17 protein-coding genes are annotated in these 22,176 nt (G+C 40.0%); 9 read left to right on the forward strand and 8 right to left on the reverse strand.

From position 1 onward, the window contains the following. Positions 1–87: 87 nt before the first annotated feature. Complete coding sequence (locus KMW37_RS04730) at positions 88–522, reverse strand: thiol-disulfide oxidoreductase DCC family protein (protein WP_215223468.1); 435 nt, start codon at positions 520–522, stop codon at positions 88–90. Further along, positions 519–3,305 (reverse strand): T9SS type B sorting domain-containing protein, encoded by a 2,787-nt coding sequence (locus KMW37_RS04735; protein WP_215223469.1) that lies wholly within the window; start codon positions 3,303–3,305, stop codon positions 519–521. Before KMW37_RS04735 ends, KMW37_RS04730 begins: the two co-directional genes overlap by 4 nt. A gap of 369 nt (positions 3,306–3,674) precedes the next feature. Between KMW37_RS04735 and KMW37_RS04740 the strand changes: the two genes are divergently transcribed. From KMW37_RS04740 to KMW37_RS04780, 9 genes are all read left to right on the forward strand, one after another. Next, the gene (locus KMW37_RS04740; RefSeq protein WP_215223470.1) at positions 3,675–4,361 is read left to right on the forward strand and encodes a succinate dehydrogenase cytochrome b subunit; all 687 of its coding nucleotides are present in this window, start codon (positions 3,675–3,677) and stop codon (positions 4,359–4,361) included. 12 nt (positions 4,362–4,373) lie between these two features. Continuing rightward, a complete protein-coding gene (locus tag KMW37_RS04745; protein ID WP_215223471.1) occupies positions 4,374–6,308 on the forward strand; it encodes a fumarate reductase/succinate dehydrogenase flavoprotein subunit in 1,935 nt (644 codons plus the stop codon). 30 nt (positions 6,309–6,338) lie between these two features. Beyond that, positions 6,339–7,088 carry a succinate dehydrogenase/fumarate reductase iron-sulfur subunit gene (locus KMW37_RS04750; protein WP_215223472.1) on the forward strand — a complete coding sequence of 250 codons (750 nt, stop codon included), beginning with the start codon at positions 6,339–6,341 and terminating at the stop codon, positions 7,086–7,088. Between the two features lie 197 nt (positions 7,089–7,285). Further along, positions 7,286–8,692 (forward strand): sodium:solute symporter family protein, encoded by a 1,407-nt coding sequence (locus KMW37_RS04755; protein WP_215223473.1) that lies wholly within the window; start codon positions 7,286–7,288, stop codon positions 8,690–8,692. A gap of 29 nt (positions 8,693–8,721) precedes the next feature. Then, positions 8,722–9,159, forward strand: a complete 438-nt coding sequence (locus tag KMW37_RS04760) for a GNAT family N-acetyltransferase (protein ID WP_215223474.1) — start codon at positions 8,722–8,724, stop codon at positions 9,157–9,159. Position 9,160: 1 nt separating this feature from the next. Beyond that, entirely contained in the window at positions 9,161–10,231 is a 1,071-nt protein-coding gene (locus tag KMW37_RS04765) for an alanine racemase (protein ID WP_215223475.1), read from the forward strand. 118 nt (positions 10,232–10,349) lie between these two features. After that, positions 10,350–10,955 carry a porin family protein gene (locus KMW37_RS04770; protein ID WP_215223476.1) on the forward strand — a complete coding sequence of 202 codons (606 nt, stop codon included), beginning with the start codon at positions 10,350–10,352 and terminating at the stop codon, positions 10,953–10,955. 219 nt (positions 10,956–11,174) lie between these two features. After that, positions 11,175–11,723 (forward strand): porin family protein, encoded by a 549-nt coding sequence (locus KMW37_RS04775; RefSeq protein WP_215223477.1) that lies wholly within the window; start codon positions 11,175–11,177, stop codon positions 11,721–11,723. Between the two features lie 100 nt (positions 11,724–11,823). Further along, the gene (locus KMW37_RS04780; RefSeq protein WP_215223478.1) at positions 11,824–12,897 is read left to right on the forward strand and encodes a Gfo/Idh/MocA family protein; all 1,074 of its coding nucleotides are present in this window, start codon (positions 11,824–11,826) and stop codon (positions 12,895–12,897) included. A gap of 105 nt (positions 12,898–13,002) precedes the next feature. On the opposite strand, the gene KMW37_RS04785 is transcribed toward KMW37_RS04780, so the two are convergent. From KMW37_RS04785 to KMW37_RS04810, 6 genes are all read right to left on the reverse strand, one after another. Further along, positions 13,003–13,884, reverse strand: coding sequence for a carbohydrate kinase family protein (locus KMW37_RS04785; RefSeq protein ID WP_215223479.1), 882 nt, complete (start codon positions 13,882–13,884; stop codon positions 13,003–13,005). Further along, positions 13,877–15,220, reverse strand: a complete 1,344-nt coding sequence (locus KMW37_RS04790) for a sugar porter family MFS transporter (RefSeq protein WP_215223480.1) — start codon at positions 15,218–15,220, stop codon at positions 13,877–13,879. The genes KMW37_RS04785 and KMW37_RS04790 overlap by 8 nt, the downstream gene beginning before the upstream one ends. A gap of 79 nt (positions 15,221–15,299) precedes the next feature. Continuing rightward, positions 15,300–16,805: a glycoside hydrolase family 32 protein gene (locus tag KMW37_RS04795; protein ID WP_215223481.1), complete on the reverse strand. Its 1,506-nt coding sequence runs from the start codon at positions 16,803–16,805 to the stop codon at positions 15,300–15,302. A gap of 88 nt (positions 16,806–16,893) precedes the next feature. Next, positions 16,894–18,540, reverse strand: coding sequence for a glycoside hydrolase family 32 protein (locus tag KMW37_RS04800; RefSeq protein ID WP_215223482.1), 1,647 nt, complete (start codon positions 18,538–18,540; stop codon positions 16,894–16,896). An 82-nt stretch (positions 18,541–18,622) separates the two neighbouring features. Beyond that, positions 18,623–20,314 carry a hypothetical protein gene (locus tag KMW37_RS04805; protein WP_215223483.1) on the reverse strand — a complete coding sequence of 564 codons (1,692 nt, stop codon included), beginning with the start codon at positions 20,312–20,314 and terminating at the stop codon, positions 18,623–18,625. 114 nt (positions 20,315–20,428) lie between these two features. Next, positions 20,429–22,171: a RagB/SusD family nutrient uptake outer membrane protein gene (locus tag KMW37_RS04810; RefSeq protein ID WP_215223484.1), complete on the reverse strand. Its 1,743-nt coding sequence runs from the start codon at positions 22,169–22,171 to the stop codon at positions 20,429–20,431. Positions 22,172–22,176 lie beyond the last annotated feature (5 nt).

Genomic DNA, 22,176 nt, shown 5'->3' on the forward strand with positions numbered 1-22,176 from the left:
GACAAATATACCAAAAAATTAAGCAAAGCGGATAGGGGATATGGTGGATTTAAGCAAGGTGAGTGGTGGGGATGTTTTATGTATTACTTAGCAGACAAAATCATTCATAGTAAGGAATTTTGATTTTTCATCTTCATTTGGCAAGCGACAAGTGTCTCTTTTTCCAAACCATTTATATCTATTTTGGGCGATCCAATCATAAATGGAATCTCTCAAAAATTTTGGTACAATGATAAAACCATAAAAAAGGGGCCATAGCCCCTTGAGTTTTTTTGCGATTTCCAAAGCAGCCCGGCTCTTATAATAAACCTTATCCTTACGTAGCAGCACTAAGGAGTCCAGATAATCTTCATTAATAGATTTTCCCTTTAACAGTTTTTGGCCCGGGATATCCTGAAGGGATGCGAGCTTGAAATGGTCTTTTGAATCATGCCGAATAATGAAGTCCACTGCCTGATTACACAGATTGCAGACTCCATCAAATAACACAATATCAACATCCTGATTTTTTAATCTGCTCATTTAATAATTTGAACATGTCCTTTTAATTCCTCGGAATTAATGCTTTCGTCATTGGTGTTGAATAGCACAGTGCCAGAATAGAAGTAGGTGCCCGCTGGCAGTTCATTACCGTTCTTATCTACCCCGTCCCAACGGATGTAGAAGTCATTTTCGTTAGATGTAGCACTATTGTATTCGAAGACCAATACGCCCCAACGATTATATATTTTAATATCTACCGCTTCTACAAACCTTGGACATCTTGCGAATGGATTGTCAAATGCCTGGAAGGTATCATTGATGCCATCACCATTAGGAGTAAATGCGTTTGGCAGCTCATAATTTGGACAATTGTCCACGCAGACAATATTGCTCGGATCACTTTCATTTCCTGACCTGTCGACAGCAGTAATATAATAACAGCCTTTGAGTTCAGTCAATCCAGTGATTCTGGTACTCAAATCGAGGGCATTCAAGGTGCTGACCAATTCAAAGCTGCCCTCATTACCTGTTTCGGAATAGTATACCCTATAGCTGCTCAATTCATCATCACAGTCTCCAGTGAAGTTAGGTTCCCAGCTGAGATCATGGTAAAAAGCATCAAAATTACAAGGTTTGTCCGCCAGGAATTCTTCACAATTTGGCCCTTCATAAGTCAGTACAGGAGGGCAGGGGAGCCTGTTGTCATCAGGCCTTGCACAAATGATCTGGGATTTGTTTTCCAATGGATAGGTCAATAGGTCGACATTATACGCACCTTTGGTGATTACGTAATAGCAATATTCTGTATCCCTGCTTAGTGGTATTCCATTATGGCTTCCATCATCCAAGAAGGTAAAACCATTTGCTGTAACATCAACCTCTGCGATTAGCTCAAAGGTGTCTACATCATTGGCATCTGGATCATTACGGTTTCTGTAAACTTCATGTGTATACTGAGAAATGCTATTGTTCCATGGAACATTAAATTGCCAGTTGAGCTCGATGGCCTCATTAATAATGGTAGGTTGCAACCAAACGGATGAGGCTTTGCTGGAAGTGTCTATCCTTACTCCACCATCAAGCAAGACCACTTCATAATTATATACCAAGCCTTCAGTGTTCAAGCCAGTGTCTGTATATAGTGTGTCACTAGTGGTAATTACTGTAGTGATATTATTGTTGCCTGTGAAGCCCTCAGAACGAATCAATTGGTATTCGTAAGGACCAGGATATTGGGTTTGGTCAATGTCATAAGGTGGTGTCCATTTGATGAACATTTCACCATCTGTAGGATCCGTGGCTTCCACACTTACATTGGTAATGATCGGTACATCCACATCAATGGTCAGGCAGAACTCTTCAGAAACAATACTTTCGCCGGCTCTTGGCTGAGGAAAGGCTGCCACTAATCTATAACAGTAAGTGTTGCCAGGAGACAAACCCTCTCCACCGTTTGTATCGGTAAACTCAAAGGTGTTCATATCAGTGGTTCCAATCAACTCATATCCTTCCCTTATCCCAGTTTCACAGGAGTCAGGTTCGTAAGGGTTGCTGTTGATACTTCTCCATATTTGCATGGTTTCCGCACTGTTGCTACAGGAATAAGGATCCCATGTTATTTCAGCAGTCCTCCCAGGCATTTGCTCTACACTTTGAATCACTGGAGGAGGACCTACTACTTTTATATTCCAAGTTTTGATATCTACTAGGGCTGGGCCAGACTCAGGATCATCCGTTATTCGGATTCTGACCTGATATTCCCTTGCTCTGACATGGCCGCAGACTGTCTGCCAGTCAAAATTGATTATACCTGGTGAAGACTGGAAAGTTGCCTCAGGGTCATAGGAAGCAGGAGAGGAAGTGATTTCTATAGGATCTCCAAATACTTCGATTTTAATATCATCACCATCAGGATCTGTTCCTTGAATGATTTCTTCGATATTGGTTCCAGCCACCACACAAATATCAGGCGGCACAATTAATACAGGTCTTTGATTATCAGAGTTTTCAATGATAATTTGCATGTCCCGGACCACATAACCAATCTTTTGGTATTCACCATTGATTTTCCTCCATTCTTCTATATGGAAAGCTACATTATATTGCCCTGCGACCCCAGGTGCATCCCAAATCAAATCCCCAGTGACTGGATCCATAGAGATATATGGATTGGGAGTGCCGTCTTCTCGGTTAAAACTAAATTCATCTGAAGCAGGACTTCTGTAATTGTTTACTGGTCTTTGGAAATCCTGAAGCGGGACAATATCATCAAACCTATATGCAATACTATCACCATCAGGATCATAAGCTCCTGGGTTATGGATATAACGAGTGTTGATCTGTCCGTTATCTACTGGAGGGATGGTCAGAACAGGGGAGTTGTTGACCCCAATAAATGGGTCAATGGTAATCATGGTCTCAATATAGAAGGGCGTTTCTACAGAGTTGTCCATATTAAGCGTAAGGTCATTACGGTTAAATTCCTGAAATCGGATGGTGTATTGACCAGGCCCTTGGTAGGTATGTGTGATTACAAAGGTGTTTTTCTCGATTTGATTGCCCAGAGATTCCACCATTTCAAAGTCACTCTCCGTATTGAGGTTTTCTACCACCCGGCCATCTCCAAACTCAATACGCCCCGGACCAAATATTACCGAGGAACGGGTGTCCGTGTAACCTACCACTGTGATCCTATAGGTGAGGGATTGAACAGAAATTCTTTCGGCGATGATTTCACCTGCCCGGATGTGTGTAGCTAATGTCTCTTGAAGTCCTATAAACAATAGTGACAGGGTGAATAAGAGAAAAGCTTTACATTTCATATATCTCATAAGTTTTACCACTTCTACCTGAATCTGAACCTTCCATTCAGGTGAATTACTTAAAAATTTACAGTATTTATACTTAATTAACGTCTAAGTATAAATGATCGCATTAACCTTAATTAATAAATATATACGAATTAAAGTTAAGGAAGTGTAACATATTACCGAAATCCAACTGAAAATTTAAGTGATAAAGACGCAAAAAGTTTAAAAATAGGTGAAAAATAGGTTTTGGGTAATTATTTAGAACCTTTTAAAATAAGAGCAATACGTAGTGATCAATTGTTTGATAAACTTTCGACATGTAAATTTGTTAACCAAATTGAAAAAATTAAAAAACCATCTTCACTAATAAAGAGAAATTTTATGAGTTGGGTAACCAAAACCTTTAGTAGCACTTTGGGACGAAAGTTGCTAATGGCCCTGACAGGCTTATTCCTGATCCTGTTTCTGATAGGACATGTCTCCGGAAACATGCTTTTATTTAAGAATGACGGTGGACAGGCATTTAACGAATATGCCAAGTTTATGACCACCAATCCGGCAGTAAAACTTCTTTCCTACCTGACCTACATATCCATTATTGGACATGTGATCGTATCAATTATTCTTTCTGCAAAAAATAAGAAGGCTAGACCTGTAAATTATGCAGATAGTAAAGCAGGTACCAACAGTTCTTGGAATTCAAGAAATATGGGCATCCTTGGTACTATCGTACTTATTTTTATTGTAGTTCACCTTCAGAATTTCTGGGCACAGATGCATTGGGGAGCTATTCCAATGGTGACCTATGAAAGCGGTGAGTTCAAAGATCTTTATGCTGTTGTAAACCTTGCTTTCTCCAATATTGGATTGGTAGCGCTTTATGTATTGTCCATGATTTTATTGGGCTTCCACTTGAACCATGGTTTTGCCAGTGCATTCCAAACATTGGGACTTAATCACAAAAAGTACACTCCGGCGATCAAGTTTATCGGTAGTGCTTTTTCTATCATTGTTCCGGCCATGTTTGCCTCAATGCCTATTTTCATCTATTTATCAACTTTGAATTAATACAAAGCCAATATGATACTTGATTCTAAAATACCAGCAGGTTCATTAGCTGAAAAGTGGACTAAACATAAATTTAATATGAAGTTGGTCAACCCGGCCAACAAAAGGAAGTATGAGGTAATTGTAGTAGGAACTGGTCTAGCAGGTGCTTCAGCAGCAGCTTCTTTGGCTGAGTTGGGCTATAATGTTAAGGCTTTTTGTTTCCAGGATAGCCCTAGAAGAGCACACTCCATTGCTGCTCAGGGTGGTATCAATGCTGCAAAGAACTATCAAAATGATGGTGACTCTGTATACAGGTTGTTTTATGACACCATCAAAGGTGGTGATTATCGTTCCAGAGAAGCCAATGTACATAGACTAGCAGAAGTTTCTGTAAATATTATTGACCAATGTGTGGCGCAAGGTGTTCCTTTTGCCCGTGAATATGGTGGTTTGCTTGCCAACCGTTCATTTGGTGGTGCTCAGGTATCGCGTACCTTCTACGCCAGGGGCCAAACTGGACAGCAGTTGCTTTTGGGTGCTTATTCAGCCTTGAGCCGTCAGGTAGCCAATGGTAAGGTGAAGCTTTATCCAAGAACTGAGATGATGGATGTGGTAACCATCGATGGCAAAGCCAGAGGTATTGTTACCAGAAACCTGATCACAGGAGCTATTGAATCTCACAGTGCGCATGCCGTATTGCTTTGTACTGGTGGATATGGTAACGTATTCTTCCTTTCTACCAATGCAATGGGGTCTAATGTGACTGCTGCTTGGAGAGCACATAAGAAAGGAGCTTATTTTGCCAACCCTTGCTATACACAAATTCACCCAACTTGTATCCCTGTTTCAGGAGACCATCAATCTAAATTGACTTTGATGTCAGAATCATTGAGAAATGATGGTAGGGTATGGGTGCCTAAAACGAAAGAATTGGCTGAGAAACTTCGTAAGAGGGAGATCATGCCTAAAGATATTAAGGACGAGGATAGAGACTACTATTTGGAGAGAAGGTATCCTTCTTTCGGTAACTTGGTGCCTCGTGATGTGGCTTCTAGAAATGCCAAGTATGTTTGCGATGAAGGCAGAGGGGTAAATGAGACCGGTGAGGCGGTATTCTTGGATTTCCGTGATGCTATCACCAGAGACGGAGAAGATACTATCAGTGCCAAATACGGTAACTTGTTTGATATGTATCAGCAGATCACTGGTGAGAACCCTTATAAGACGCCAATGAAGATTTATCCAGCTGTTCACTATACTATGGGTGGACTTTGGGTAGATTACCATTTGATGACTACTGTACCAGGACTGTATGCTCTAGGAGAAGCCAACTTCTCTGATCATGGTGCCAACAGATTGGGAGCTTCTGCATTGATGCAAGGTCTAGCCGATGGTTATTTTGTGATTCCTTACACTATCGGTGATTATTTGGCAGGCATGCCATACGAGAAAGTGGGAACAGACCATGAGGCTTTCAAACAGTCAGAAAAAGAAATCAAGGATAAAATCCAAAAATTACTTTCCATCAACGGTAAGAAAACCATAGATGATTTCCATAAGCGATTAGGGAAAATCATGTGGGAATACTGTGGTATGGCCAGAACTGCCGAGGGTCTTCAGAAGGCCATTGGTATGATTCAGGATCTGAAAAAGGAATTTTGGGCTGATGTCAAAGTTTTGGGAACTGAAGATGAGCTGAACTTATCTTTGGAGAAGGCTCACAGAGTGGCAGACTTCATTGAGTTGGGAGAGCTTATGGTAAGGGATGCATTGCACAGAAATGAGTCTTGTGGTGGTCACTTCCGAGAAGAATATCAAACCGAAGAAGGTGAAGCCCTTCGTGATGATGAGAATTTTGCTTACGTGGGCGCTTGGAAACACATGGGAGATAATGTGGAGGAAGAGCTGAACAAAGAACCGCTTGTGTTCGAGAACGTGAAGTTGACCCAGAGAAGTTACAAGTAATCATTTGACAACCAAAAATTCATAATTATTATGAACTTAACACTTAAAGTTTGGAGACAAAAAAACGGTTCTGATAAGGGCGGTTTTGTTAATTATAATATTGCTGATATTTCTGAAGACATGTCTTTCTTGGAAATGTTGGACGTTTTGAACGAGGAGCTTTCTGAAAAAGGAGAAGATCCAGTTCACTTTGACCATGATTGTAGAGAAGGTATCTGTGGGATGTGTTCTTTGCATATCAATGGCAAGCCTCATGGACCTCAACAAACAACCACCTGTCAGTTGCACATGAGGTCTTTCAAGGATGGTGATACCATTACTATCGAGCCTTGGAGAGCTGCTGCTTTCCCAGTAGTGAAAGATTTGGTAGTGGATAGAGGTGCTTTTGATAGAATCATCCAAGCGGGTGGTTATGTATCTGTAAACACCGGTGGTGTACCTGATGCCAATGAGATTCCAATTCCAAAGAAAATTGCTGACGAGGCTTTTGATGCTGCGACTTGTATTGGTTGTGGTGCTTGTGTAGCTGCTTGTAAGAATGCTTCTGCTATGCTCTTTACTTCTGCTAAAATCTCCCAGTTGGCCATGTTGCCTCAGGGTAAGGTGGAAAGAAAAGAGAGAGCTGAGAAGATGATTGCCCAGATGGATGAGGAAGGATTTGGCGCATGTACCAACACAGGGGCATGTTCTATTGAATGTCCTAAAGGTATCAGCTTGACCAATATCGCTAGAATGAACAGAGAATATTTTTCTGCCATTGTAAGCAGTGAGAATGTATAATTGAGATCTTAGATCATAAAGTGAAAGGCCGGAATTTCCGGCCTTTTTTATTGCCTGATTTTTTTTGATCATTATTGTAAAACTGGGTTTTTATAGATCATTTCCTGAATATCTGACCACTTAATTGGAAAAAACAAGGAAAACTATAACTTCAATATTTTGTTAGTAATAGAAGTAGACGAAAAGAACCTCTTTTAATGGAATGGATAGATGTAGGTATTTTTATATTGTATATGATCATTATGCTTGGAGTGGGTTTTTACTTCATGCGAAACAATCAAGGACAGGAAGATTATTATGTAGGAGGTAGATCTATTGGGCATTGGCATATTGGCCTTTCGGTAGTAGCCACCGATGTGGGAGGAGGCTTTAGCATAGGCTTGGGAGGTTTGGGATTTGCAATGGGACTTTCAGGGAGCTGGATGCTGTTTACAGGCTTAATTGGAGCTTGGTTGGCAGCTGTTTTTTTGATTCCCAAAGTGAAATCAAATCCAGCATTTGCTGAATTTTACACCTTTCCCCAGATTTTTCAGTACCTCTTTAATCGACCAGTGGGGATTGCAGCAGGAATCATTTGCTTTGTTGGCTATTTGGGTTTTACCTCATCCCAATTATTGGCTGGTGCAAAACTGGCCTCAGGAACCTTCAAGGACTTGGACTTGAACCTGGCCCTTTTGATCATGGGGCTGATTGCTGTGATTTATACCGTTTTGGGCGGATTAAAGGCTGTGATTTACACAGATACCATCCAGTGGGTAATTTTATTGCTTGGTTTTAGTTTAATAGGCCTTCCTATTTCTTATCATCATGTTGGGGGCTGGGAAGCCATTCATGAAACCCTGCCCAAAGAATTTTTTAGCTTGTCCAATTTGACCTGGCAGGATATGGCCAATTGGGGAATAACGATCTTGCCCATTTGGTTTGTCGGCATGACCCTTTACCAGCGGATATTCGCCAGTAGGGACGTGAAATCGGCCAAGCGAGCTTGGTATATAGCGGGACTCTTTGAGTGGCCCATAATGGCCTTTATGGGTGTTTCTCTTGGTTTGTTGGCCAGGGTAGCTTTTGAACAAGGTATGATTGCAGGTGCCATAGAAGATTTGGACCCTGAGATGGGCTTGCCCATTCTATTAAGTACCGTTTTGCCTGCGGGAATTATGGGATTGATGATGTCTGCTTATTTCTCAGCAGTGCTTTCTACGGCGGATTCTTGTCTAATGGCTGCCTCAGGAAATTTGACCACGGACCTTTTTGGAAGGTGGTTTGACAAACAGCCTGAAAAAAAATCCATGCATTTTAGCCAGTTGTTTACCCTATTGATAGGTGCTCTTGCACTGATTCTAGCCATGCAAATGACCAATGTGCTGGAATTGATGCTTTATTCCTATGCCTTTATGGTTTCTGGACTTTTGGTGCCCATTTTAGCAGGTTTGTTTTGGAATAGGAGGAACCCCAAAGCCGCTTTATCCTCAATGATTATTGGGGGGGGAGTAACTGCAGGTCTGGCACTAAGTGGAATGGCCCTTCCATGGGGTCTGGATGCCAATTTATTTGGTCTTACAGCCTCTTTAGCAGTGTTTTTGCTTATAGATAGATTAAATTGATCAGTTAGAATTAATAAAAATAAGATAAGATGAAAATAGAGACACTCTCAACCATTGATAATGCGACCTTTTTACAAAAAACTGAAATTGCTGATTTTCTTTTTAAGCATCTTGAGCAATATGGGGACCCTCATGAGGACATCATGAAGTGTTTGGATTACGCCTTGGATTTGGCTGGGGACAAGGGAGGATTTGTGGTTATGAGCCGCGAAAAAGGAAAGATTGTGGGAGCGGTAGTGGTGAATAAAACAGGAATGTCTGGGTATATTCCAGAAAATATTTTAGTTTATATAGCCGTCGACTCCAATCAAAGGGGCAAAGGTGTAGGTAAAAAATTAATGAAAACAGCCATAGATATGGCCAATGGGGATATAGCACTTCATGTAGAGGCCGACAATCCTGCTAGAAAACTCTACGAAAAACTAGGTTTTACCAATAAGTACCTCGAAATGAGGTTGAAGAAATAAAATGGCATTTCTAAATCTGTATAAGGATAACCTGAAAAGGAATTTTGAATTTCTACGTCTTAAATTCAATGAAAATAATGTCGCCTGGGGAGCCGTTTCCAAGTTGCTTTGTGGAAACGAAATTTACATAAAAGAGCTAATCGATTTGGGCATAGATGAAATACATGACTCCAGGATAAGCAACCTTGCTAAGGTGAAAGAAATCGATGAAAACATAAAAACCGTTTATATCAAGCCTCCTTCCAAACGAAACCTAGCAGATGTAGTGACTTATGCAGATGTCAGTTTAAACAGCGAATTGAATACGATAAAATGGATTAGTGAAGAGGCTGTAAAACAGGGGAAGAAACACCAGATCATTATTATGGTAGAAACTGGTGACTTGCGAGAGGGAGTGATGGGAGAGGACTTGGTAGAGTTTTATGCAAAGATTTTTAGGTTACCCAATGTGGAGGTCATCGGCCTGGGGACCAACTTAAATTGCCTAAATGGGGTAATGCCTTCCACGGACAAATTAATTCAATTGTCACTTTATAAGCAGATCATTGAATTGAAATTCAATAAAGAAATTCCATGGGTTTCTGCAGGTACTTCGGTGACAATCCCCCTGATGCTGAACCATCAACTACCTAAGGGTGTCAATCATTTTAGAGTAGGAGAGACGCTGTATTTTGGTGTTAATCTTTTTGATGATTCAATCATAGAAGGGATGAATGATGGGGTTTTTGAATTATGTGCAGAAATCATCGAATTGCAGGAAAAGCCACTGTTGCCCACAGGGAATTTAGCGGCCAATCCACAAGGGGAAGTTACTGAAATTGACGAATCCTTATATGGTCAATCTTCCTACAGGGGAATATTGGATTTGGGATTGTTGGATGTGGATCCCAAGTATTTGATATATGATAAGGATGAATTTGAAGTATTGGGAGGAAGTTCTGATATGTTGATCCTTGATTTGGGGAAAAATCCCAAAAGCTATCAAGTAGGGGACTTAATCCGCTTTAAACTAAAATATATGGGGGCTTTGGCCATCCTTAATTCGTACTATATTGAGAAGAGAGTTAAGTAGGTGTTATTGAGGTTTTAAGGTGTTAAAAAAGTAGGCCTTAACAATAATATCAATTTGTATGGAAGTCTTTTTGGCATGGAATTCGTGTAGGTATGGATGAACCAACTATATGAATGACATGAAAAAGGTAATTTTTGCTTTTATCGCAGTAACATTATTTGCTTGGGATGCCAATGCACAAATGAGAACTCCAGCGAGTGCTCAGGTGAGTAATTTTGGTATCCGTGGAGGAGCCAGTTTCTTTAACTGGGGCGGAGATGATGGGTCCAATAACGATTATACCAATAGGGCAGGTTTTCATGCAGGTATTTATGGAAATATGTTCGTTACTGATAATTTTGCCATAGAGCCAGGGGCTTATTATTCCCAAAAGGGAACAGCGGCTGACAATTTCGCGGATTCCAGAACTGTACTAAGTTATGTGGATGTGCCTATTCTGTTGAGGTTTTATGCCAGTGATGGATTTAATGTCTTTGCAGGTCCTCAAGGATCCATCCTAGTGGATTCAAAATTTGAGGGTGATGCTTTTGGATCTACTTTTGAATGGGAAAGAGATGATATTAATGATTTAGATGCTGGTTTGGTATTCGGTCTAGGTTATAACCTTCCTGTTGGATTAAATGTTCAAGGCAGTTATGATCTGGGTTTAACCCCTGTTTTCAAGGATTCTGATGCCAAAGTCTATAATAGAGGATTCAAAGTTTCCTTAGGATATAGTTTCTAATAGATAGATGAAAAGAGAAAGGTTTTACTGAAAAGTGAAACCTTTTTTTTATTTGTATAGTTTTGTTATAATTAAATATTTGACTTTATAGTATTATTTTTTCATTGAATATTAATATAGTACCACTATCGCCTTGTTGATTTATTTTTCTGGACATTGTGTAAGGATTCTTCATTTGCTGGATTTGACTCTTTGAAGTAACCATAAACCAATAAAACCATGAAAACACAGTTAATTATTATTATGATTCTCCTGCTGGTAGGATACCAAGAGGTGAAGGCCCAAACGGGGATAAGGGCTGGATGGAATTACCCTGAAATACATGATATCAGCTCCGACAGGAATTCAGGCTTTCATGCCGGGGTTTATAAAAAGATTAAATTATTGGGATTATTAGGAATTGAGCCAAGTATCCAATATTCTCAAAAGGGTGGAAAAATCGACGATGCGGGAACGAATGGAAAGGAAAGACTGCATTATATTGACGTTCCGGTATTGGTCCGCTTAGGCTTTATTCCTCTGATCAATATTTTTGCGGGACCACAGGCATCCTTTCTTGTTGCAAGAAAATATGAGGGAGTGACAGATATATCTTCAATAAATGAACTTTCGAAGTTTGACTTTGGGGGAGTAGTAGGAGTAGGGGTAAATCTTCCTTTAGGTTTTAATGTCCAAGGAAGCTATGATTTTGCTTTCTCTGATTTGAATTATAATAATATAGATACAAAAAACAAGCTATTTAAGCTGTCCATTGGGAAGACATTTTAGTCTTAAGCCAAACTTGTTTTAGCCTGTTCTTTTCTTTGAACAGGCTTTTACTTTATATTTTTTGTAAATTATACTTTCTCCATCAAATCCTTAAATAGATATGCACCGTCGTCAATTTATCCAAAGAACAAGTTTAGCAACAGCTGCCATGTCATTTCCGAATATTTCAATAGGTAAAACAAAAGACAAATTAGGGGTGGCCTTGGTAGGACTTGGTGGGTATAGTACCGGACAACTTGCCCCAGCACTGGAAATGACGGAACATTGTTATTTGGCAGGAATAGTTACGGGAACTCCAGCAAAAGCAGCTTCATGGCAAGAAAAGTATAAAATACCTGATAAAAATATCTATAACTATAAGAATTTCGAATCGATAGCTGATAATCCGGATATCGATGTGGTTTATGTGGTTTTGCCCAATAGCATGCATACGGAGTTTGCCATAAAAGCTGCTGAAGCTGGAAAGCATGTTTGGTGTGAAAAGCCCATGGCCAAAACAGTCAAGGAGTGTCAGGCAATTATTGATGCATGTAAGAAAAATAAAGCCAAATTAAGTATAGGCTATCGCATGCAGCATGAACCAAATACCAAGCGACTAAGGGAGTTTGTCAAAAATCAGAAATATGGGGACTTAAGGATGATGGAGGCCGTTGCAGGATTTAATATGAGCAGCACCGGCATATGGAGATTGGACAAGGAAATGGGAGGCGGAGCAATGTATGATATGGGTGTTTATCCCATCAATGCTGTGAGATACTTAAGTGGTCTAGAGCCCATTTCAGTTATGGCTTATGAAAGCAAGCGTCGACCTGAAATGTTTTCCGAAGTGGATGAGACCATGAATTATATTTTGGAGTTTCCCGGTGGATTGATGGCCAATTGTGCTACCAGTTTTGGGATTAATATGGGAAGGTTAACAGTAACTTGCGGTAGAGGTAATTTCAGATTGGAACCCTTTCAGTCCTATGGTGGAATAAAAGGCCATACCAGTGACGGAATTCAATTTTCTGATAAAGTAAAAAGTCAACAGGCTGTACAGATGGATGACGATGCACTGGCTATTATCAATGATAAGGACGTGATGGTCCCAGGTGAAGAAGGTTTAAAGGATATAAAAGTGGTGGAGGCTGCTTTTAGATCTGCCAAGGAAGGGAGGAGAATAGTAATAGATTAAGAGGAGCTTATATAAATTTTAATAAGCGAGGAGGGATTGAAAATTTATTTAAAATCATCAATCCCACCTGCTGCCAATAGAATAGGTTTTCAATTGATAGTAAAATTAAGCATTTTGGATCTTTGAAATGTCCTCTATTTCATATTGTGGAGTGCCGCCCTTATTGGTGGCAACCAAGGCTCCAAGTGCACAAGCGAAATCCAATATTTCTTTGGGTGAATCACCTGAAAGTGACTTGTAGATAAAACCGCTCAAAAAAGCATCGCCAGACCCAACGGTGTCTTCTACCTTGACTTTATAGCCTGGGTGAGAATAGCTTTTTTCTCCATCAAAAATAATGGCTCCGGCACTTCCTTTGGTAACACAAATCATTCGTAATTCAAAGATTTCTGTTAATCTTTCTAAAGCTTTATCCCAGTCCTTGGCCAACTTGAAAATATCGATGAGCAGGTCCAACTCATCATCGTTGATTTTAAGAATATCTGCTTTTTTTAATAATTTTTCTAGAAGTGAAGCTTCAAAATAAGGAGCTCTTAAGTTGATGTCAAGAATTTTTAAAACCGGCGTTTCCAAAAGTTTAAAGAGGGTGGTGCGACTATCTTCACTTCGAGCAGCTAAACTACCAAAGATAAAGGCATCCGCCTTATCCACCTTTTGTTGCATTTCCTTTGTCCATTGGATAAAATCCCAGGCCACGGGTTCTACAATCTCATATTTGATATTTTCCTTATCAGTATCATCCACCAGTACCCTGCTGGTATCATAATGTTCATCCATTTGTACCAGATCAGTATTTAAGGATTTTGATTCAACGAAGTCAATAAGCTCTTTTCCCCAATTATCATTGCCAATGCGTGAGATAAAGGAAGTTTCCAGTCCTAGGTACTGGGTATGTAGGGCTACGTTCATGGGAGCCCCGCCTGGAATGCTCTTGTCAGAAAAGCAATCCCAAAGCATTTCGCCGAAGATGACAATTTTCTTATGCATTGCTTGTGATCATATCTTGTTGAATTTCTTCCAAAGAACGGCCCTTGGTTTCCGGCATTTTGGTCAATACCCAAACTAATTGTAAGCCCATCATCAAAGCGAAGAAGCCAAAGATGCTCACTGCTCCAAAGGTGTTGGCAAAGAAGGGAAAGACATTCGCTATAATTGCAGCCAGAATCCAATGGGTAAAGCAGCCTATTGACTGACCATAAGCCCTGGTTTCATTAGGGAATACTTCCGCAATAAACACCCAGATTACACTGCCTTGCCCCACAGCATGAGAGGCAATGAACATAAATACAAATACGGGCAAATAGGACGGAGGGATGGCACCTCCAGAAAAGGAGTAGGCAATTAAGATTAGGGAGAAAATATAGCCTATTGAGCCTATCAACATTAGTTTTTTCCTGCCTATCCTATCGATAAGATAAAGCCCCAACATGGTGGCTATCATGTTTACCGCACCAATTCCAATAGTAGATAATAAGGCACTCTCAGCATCTATACCGGCCATTTCAAATACTCTCGGGGCAAAGTAGATAATGGCATTGATGCCTGAAAGCTGGTTAAACATGGCGATCATTACTGCCAACAATGTGGTCTTGATATGGCCATGTTTGAATAGGACCGAAAAACCTACTTTTATCTTTTCCCTGTTTCTTTCTTCTATGGCCAACCTGATGGCCTCATCCACTCCTTCAGGGTCTGTTTTTGTCAAGATCTCGGTAGCTTCTTTTACATTGTTCTGATGGGCAATAAGCCACCTGGGACTCTTTGGAACCTTAATGGTCAGCACAGTATAAATCAGTGCGGGTATGGCTTCCATGCCCATCATCCATCTCCAGCTTTCATTGAGATTGGCTGTTTCTATCAAGTAATTGGAGAAATAGGCCATAAGGATCCCGAACACAATATTGAACTGAAAGAGGGCTACCAGCACTCCTCTATTTTTTGCTGGAGCAATCTCACTGATGTACATGGGAGCAACTACTGAAGAAGCTCCTACTCCAAGACCACCAATGAATCTAAGGACCATAAAAGTGATGACATCTGGGGCCAAAGCTGAGCCAAGGGCAGAGACAAAGTAGAGTAGGCCAATCCATAACAAAGATTTTTTACGGCCATACTTGTCAGCAGGGACACCTCCAAACAGGGCACCGATCACCGTACCATAAAGGGCAATAGCGACAGCCATGCCGTGGGTCCAATCACTGAGCTGCCATTTTTCCTGAATAAACCTTTCAGCTCCTGATATTACTGCAGTATCAAAGCCAAACAGAAAACCTCCCAAAGCGGCTACTATAGAGAGAAAAATTACGTACTTTTTACTATTCATTTTTGGTTGCTTTTTGGGCTATTTGCTAAAACTAGCTACAAGATAGCTTAATTATAATATTTTCTTATTCTTATTTCTTTTACCAAGTAGAATTCAAATAATGGACTTCGCCATTATTTTCTATTCCTTCCAAGTCCAGTTTTAATAAGGGAGAATTAGGGAATAATATCTCTGTTAATACCAGTTCTCCATCATTGAAAAAGATCTCCAATGAGGATTTATCTGAATAAATACTGATATCATAAATCTCAAGGCCATTTAAGGGAGCTTCATGTATAGCTTGGAATTCCTGATTGAACTCTACCTGCCCTGATTTACTTCTATCAAAAACAATTTTGTCCTCTTGAATCTTTAACACCACTTCTTCTTCAAGTGCATTACTGAGCTTGATAGTAGCTGAGCTTCCCTCGGTTTTTTTTAGATCCAAGTGGAAAAGCCCATCTCTTAATAAGTGGCTCGTGGCTTCAATTTTTTCCGAATTGTCGTAAAGTGTTTTAATTTCTTTGACTGGTCTGGAAGCCAATAAATCTTTTCCCTCTAAATTAAATAGTTCCAAATTTCTGGGCAAGGTCATGGCGGATCTCCAGACGTTGGTAGGTACTACATTGGCATATTGCCAGTTGCTCATCCAGCCTAAAAACAACCTTCTACCATCCGATTTAGGTATATCAGACCAGGTGACCCCAGCGTAATTATCAGCACCATAGTCAATCCATTTTATTTCATTGCCATCAGCACTAAAACTTTTTCCATCAAAATTTCCCGTAAAATATTGAGTGGCTGAACCTCCGTTTGGTCCTCCTGGGTTTATACTTACTAATAGCACCCATTTTTCATGCCCCTCCTGATCCATTAAAGGAAACAAATCAGGACATTCCCATACACCCCCGTAAGATGCCCAGGTAGGATTAAAATCACTTTCATGTTCCCAGTCCAATAGGTTAGGGGAGGAATAAAAGCTGATTTTGTTTTTTACAGCCAAGGTCATGATCCATTTACCTGTGCCATCTCCAAGGTCATACCAACTGACCTTTGGATCCCTAAAATCGGGGATCCCAGGGTTTTCAAGAACTGGATTGTTTTCATATTTTGTCCAAGTTCTGCCCTTATCATTACTATAAGCAATTCCCTGGGTTTGGCTCTTTTCTGGATGATGGTAGGTGAAAATAGCTATCATAGGATTTTTTCCTCCTTCCCCTAGTCCGCTGGTATTTCCCTTGTCAATAACAGCACTTCCCGAAAATATAGTACCTAAGCTATCAGGATATAGGGCAATTGGAAGATGTTCCCAATGTAGCATATCAGAGGAAACTGCATGACCCCAGTGCATTGGCCCCCAAACATTGCTGTCAGGATTATGTTGGTAAAAAAGATGGTATTCCCCATCCAGATACACCATTCCATTGGGATCATTCATCCAGTTTTTTGCTGGGGTGAAATGATATTGCGGACGGTAAGCTTCATCAAAAACAGGGTTGCTATCTGGGATTTGTACCTCAGTTTTTTGCTCTTTTTTGTTCTCAGAACATGCTGTAAACGCAACAGTTATGAGTAGATATACAATGGGTTTGAATGGAGTTTTCATGGTTTTTCGTTATTTTAGGTTTCATCTGAACTACTGTTATAGTGGTCGTATTAAGTTAAGAAACTAGGTCTAAAATACTTCTATAGGCTTATTTCCATATAGATTGAGCTTCATAGACTCCCAAATTGATAATCTCAATATTATTGCCCCAGAAGTGGAAGCCTTCAGTATTGTCAGGACTGGCCTCTCGAGACATAGCAAAGGAAATCGCTCCATTATCAATAAAGACTTCAATACTGGTTCTATCAATATAGATATCTGCTGAAACTTCCATACTGGTTGGATCATCGGGAGAGTAAAATACCCCATTGATTTTATTGAAGTTCAAATCATAATCAATAATACGCTGTCCAAATAGATTCAGTCCAGCACCTGTCGCATGGGAAAGTTTTATAGTGGTCTTTATCCTCAGCTCAGTCTTGTCGGAAAATTCTTTTAATAAATTATTGGCTTTTTCAGCATCCAGGTTTTGCTCCTCTTTTATAAGGCTGAACAATTGTTCTGATTCTGTGACTGGTTCACTAAACAGCCTAGGCCCCCTATTGGTATTGCGCAAACTAAGCTCGGTAGGCAATAGCATCATGCCATTAAAGGGCATTTCAGGATGACTTATTCTGCCCCATCCTATTTGCGCTCTTCTTCCATCCTCCATATTGGTATAGGTTTGGGCCGCGTAAATTGGCCCAAAAGTATAAAGGTGTTTTCCAGCTGTTGGTGTAAATTTTTTACCGTCAAAATCCCCGAGCATATAGGTGCCAGAAGCGCCGTACATTATCCATAATGTATTATTGGGATCACCATCTATGGGCAATTCAAATAATTCGGGACATTCCCAAAATCCAGTGGTGTGACTTTGGTATTTCCAGTCTTTTAGGTCATCCGAATTATAGATGGAATGGCCATCCCGTTCATTCAAGACCATCACCCAATGATCACCTGGTTCATACCAAAATACTTTTGGATCACGGGTATCCTTACTGTTCCATATTTCTTTGGAATCGATGACTGGATTCCCTTCATATTTAGTAAAGGTTAGGCCTTTATCCAAGCTGTAGGCAATACATTGTACTTGTTTTTCTTGACTGTCCGCTGTATAGGCAGCGATTAAGGCTGGAGTATTGCCTTGGTTAAATCCTGCTGAATTTTGATAATCAATGATGGCTGATCCTGAGAACATGGTGCCTAGTTCATCTGGGGAAAGGGCTACAGGAAGTTCTTTCCAGTGGATAAGGTCTTTGCTGACAGCATGGCCCCAATGCATATTTCCCCATTCTCTTTCGTATGGATTATGTTGGTAATAGAGGTGGTATTCGCCTTCATAGTACACTAGTCCGTTGGGGTCGTTTATCCAGCCTCTCTTTGTGGTGAAGTGAAATTGAGGCCTGTTTTTTTCATGGTAAATATTCTCAAACCCATGAATGTTATCGTCCTGATAAATCTTGGAAAGCCCTTCGTCACTGCCCTCATAATTTATAGTTATTGTTTTGCCTTGAAGGTCTGAAACATCCTTGAAAACCCAATAATCAGGTTGGTCTGTGGCTAATCGAACCTTGACTGATAGGTCTTTGATTCCTTCTGTTTTAAAGATCATTGTGTGCCTGTCTTCCTGATGTGATATTGGAATGTTTAGGTACTTCTTGTTGATCTTGATTTCAATTTCTCCCGCCAATAGGGTGAAAATTGAACAGAAATACAATATTGGTACAAGTAGCTTTCTTGAGTTAATTACTTTCATTTTTGAACTTAGGTTATTTTGTTTATTAGGTATAATTAGGTTTGATTTTTTATTTGGGATAACTCAAGAAAAACTACTGTTATTAAATGGATTGTCTTTCGGAGAGGTCCAGTTTGATTGTGTTGTTTTCTGGAGTAATCCTATAAATGATATCACTATTGGGAACTGAGAATTGCCCTTGCAATGCCTTTAAACTATACTTTTTGTCTTGGAACTCTGATTTAATTACTTCTTTTTGAATAGATTTAAAAGGTAGCTCAGCTGCATTAATCGGTGCAGTAAGGTCCAAGAACCAAGTGTCGATTTTGGAGTTTTCTAGAGTTATCGTTATTTCGCTTTCAGTGATTTTCATTTTCATGATCCCATTACCATCATTTAAAGGCCATGAAATGTGTAATTCACCCTTTTGAGGACTATTTACCTCAGGTGTTCCTCCTTTTAGTGCGGTGATCTGCCCGTCTATTTTGGTGTTGAACCTTAGGCCGGCGAATTCTTCCTTTGTACTCCAAAGGTATCCATCCACGATAGGTTGGGTGAAGAACAAAGCCTTATTGGTTTCCAGTTTTTTATTTAAGTACGGAGAGGGAATGTTTTCATCGAACAAATGAATATCCCTAAATCTGAGGCTTCCCTCATCCCATAATAAATTCAAGCGGTAAAAGCGGCTGTTAAACCAAACAGTCTTCAAATTACTGTCTCCCAGATCTTCAGTTACAGTGACAGAAGTGGCTGGTGTGATTTTGTAGTTTTTCTTAAACCAGTTTCCTGATTCTTTCAGGGTTTCTACTTTTACTTTTCCCTCATCCCTTAGTTTAGCGATAAGCGGCATTTGAATTTCAAAGCCATCTTTCATACCATCCCAGGTAAAAGAATTTTCCTGTCCTGCTTGGGTATAGGCAAATTCCATGGCTTCTCCCTCAATGAACTCTTTGAAGTACCAATCTACCCATGCTTTGTTTCCCCCTGCATCTTTATAAACAGGTTCTAAAGTGATTACTCCTTGTCTTTCAGATTGTAATCCAGTATCATATTGTCTTACAGGGTCACTTCCCAGCATCCTAAATACAGGTACAGGAATCTGGTTTTCTTCATTTTGGGCAGGCATAAATGAATTTAACTTACTAGGATAGTAAGCTTGGTTCCAGTAACCTCCCCAAAGGGTATATCCATCCGTTCCAAATTGATCCTTACAGTTCGCAGAGGCCATAATATGGTACTTTTCATAAAGGTAATTAAGGGTGTGTGTGTCAATAAACCACGAGGCTATTGATTTTGGATAATACCCATATATTTCCTTAAAATCTTCCATATAGACATCTACTAACTTTTCACGTTCTTGAGGGGTATAACCTGTAGAAAAACCAACATCAGGATGCCAGTCCCATGGAAAACGGCCTCTCCATTTTAACCCGGCTTTTTCCACCAGGGGTTGAGGTATTTCCCACCAAGCTCCAATTTCAAAGGATTTCTTGGGAAGTTCTTTTAGTAGTTCCTGATATTTCTTATCCATTAATGCATCATATTGAAGTAAAAATGTCCCTTTCAGCTCATACTTTTTCATGCTTTCAATCTGCTTTACTACAGTTTGGTAAAGCACATCGTTTGTGATTTTTTCATCCCGTGGTTCTATTTGTCGAATAAAATTCACGATGTTAATGATTTTTGGACTTGACTTAGGTGCTTCATGTTTTTTCTTTTCTGCAGACCTGTTGCAGGATAGAATAATGATGCTCCAAAAAATAAGATTTAATAGGTAAATGGGTATTATTTTCATTGATAAATCGAATTAGCTTAAATTTTGTTAAACTTTGTGATTTTTTATCGATTATGAAAACAATGCTATTAAAATAATTTTTTGGAGCATCAGAATCACTAATTTAAATAAGGCCTAGTAGCCTGGGTTTTGCTTATAAAGTCCTCCTGTAAAGTCAATCTCTCTTTGTGGAATAGGATAATATTCATCTCTGCCAGCTGTGAATTCAGCACTGGACAAGAAATCCCTTTTGGTTTTTTCTTCTGCCAAGTAATCATTCAGAACTTCCTCAGCTTCACCCCATCTTACTAAATCAAAAAACCTGTCGCCCTCCATGGCAAATTCCAGTCGTCTTTCAAATTTCAGTGCCTTCCAAGCATATTCTTTACTGGGGAAGGATGTATAAAGCCCAATATTATAGATGTCCTGCGCCCCTGCATTTAGAGGTCTCTCTGTGCTTGATGCTGCTCTTGCTCTTACTTCATTAATAAGTGGAAGGGCTTCATTCCATCTATCCAATTGTATCAATGCTTCGGCTTTCCAAAGCAATACATCGGCATAACGGATGAAATCTATGTTTTTTGATGTGCCGATGAATGGTCCTTCTTTTTTGTAGCATGAACAATCAGGTGCCTGCTGTTCCTTCATATTCCCAAAGTATCCATATACACCAGGATCCCTTGCCCAACTGAAATTATAGACCATATCACCACTGGCATTAACAGTGTTTCTATATTTAAAAGGTCTTCCAGGTATACCTACAGTATGATCCAGTCTTGGGTCTATAGTAAGTCCCGGAGTAGGAGGGGTCGTTCCATCAGGCATTAGATTGGTGAAAATGTCCTCATTATTGAAATCGTCCAATAAGGGAAGACCATTTGCGTCAGTTTTGAAGGCATTGACCATATTCTGGCTGGCAAGGTGGAATCCGCAGCAGCCGTAAAGACCAGTACCATGTGGCGAATTTAGTCCGGTTACATAGCTTAACCTACCAACTGTTGTTCCATCATTAATTGAAAATTGGACTGCCCAAATTGATTCCGGCCCATTATCGAATCCATCAAGGAAGTTATTTCCAAAATCATCTTCCAAACTCCCAGTAACTTCATCAGCATATTGGATTACTTCCTGTAACCTCGATTGGTTGATGTTGATTACTTGGTTTTGATCATCCTGCTCATAAGCTTGGTATAACCTAACCTTGGCGAGATAGGCCGCAGCTGCATTTTTATCTGCCCTACCTACTTCCTCTTGGGATTGGGGCAGGTTGTTATAGGCAAAAAGAAAATCATCCGCGATCTTATTCCAAAGTTCGTCATTGGGAATATCATTGGTTACCTGTGCAATTTCTTCTTGACTTAATTCTTCAGTGATATAAGGGATATTCTTGAACAATTTTTTAAGCATAAAGTGAGAGTGTGCTCTCAAGAACCTTAACTCAGCAAGCCTAATCGTCTTATTATCATAATCACTATCAGGAATTTCATTGATGACTTGTAGAGCGAAGTTGGCCCTTGAAATGGCCTTGTAGTAATTCGTCCATGTTCTTGGAGCCATAAAGTCCCCTTGGTCAGGAATTGTTAAGTTGTATTGTTCATATCGGTCAATTTCCCCAACATCACTACGTCCACCGCCACCTTTGTAGGCATCATCTGAACGTACACTTCCAAAGACCCACATATGTGTAAGTGGTCCGACCATTTCATCATTGCCTATTCCGGCATAGGCTGCAATCACCAAGCCCTCAGCATTTTCAGGAGTGGCTACGTTATCACTTGAAAGCACACCTGTTGGCTCATATTCCAAGAAGTCCTCTGAACAGGAAATCAAGGAAAATCCTATAAGAACAGCTGCGATATAATTTTTATAATTTTTCATGATTT

The sequence above is a fragment of the Echinicola shivajiensis genome (genome assembly GCF_018642165.1).
GTDB classification, from domain to species: Bacteria; Bacteroidota; Bacteroidia; order Cytophagales; family Cyclobacteriaceae; genus Echinicola; species Echinicola shivajiensis.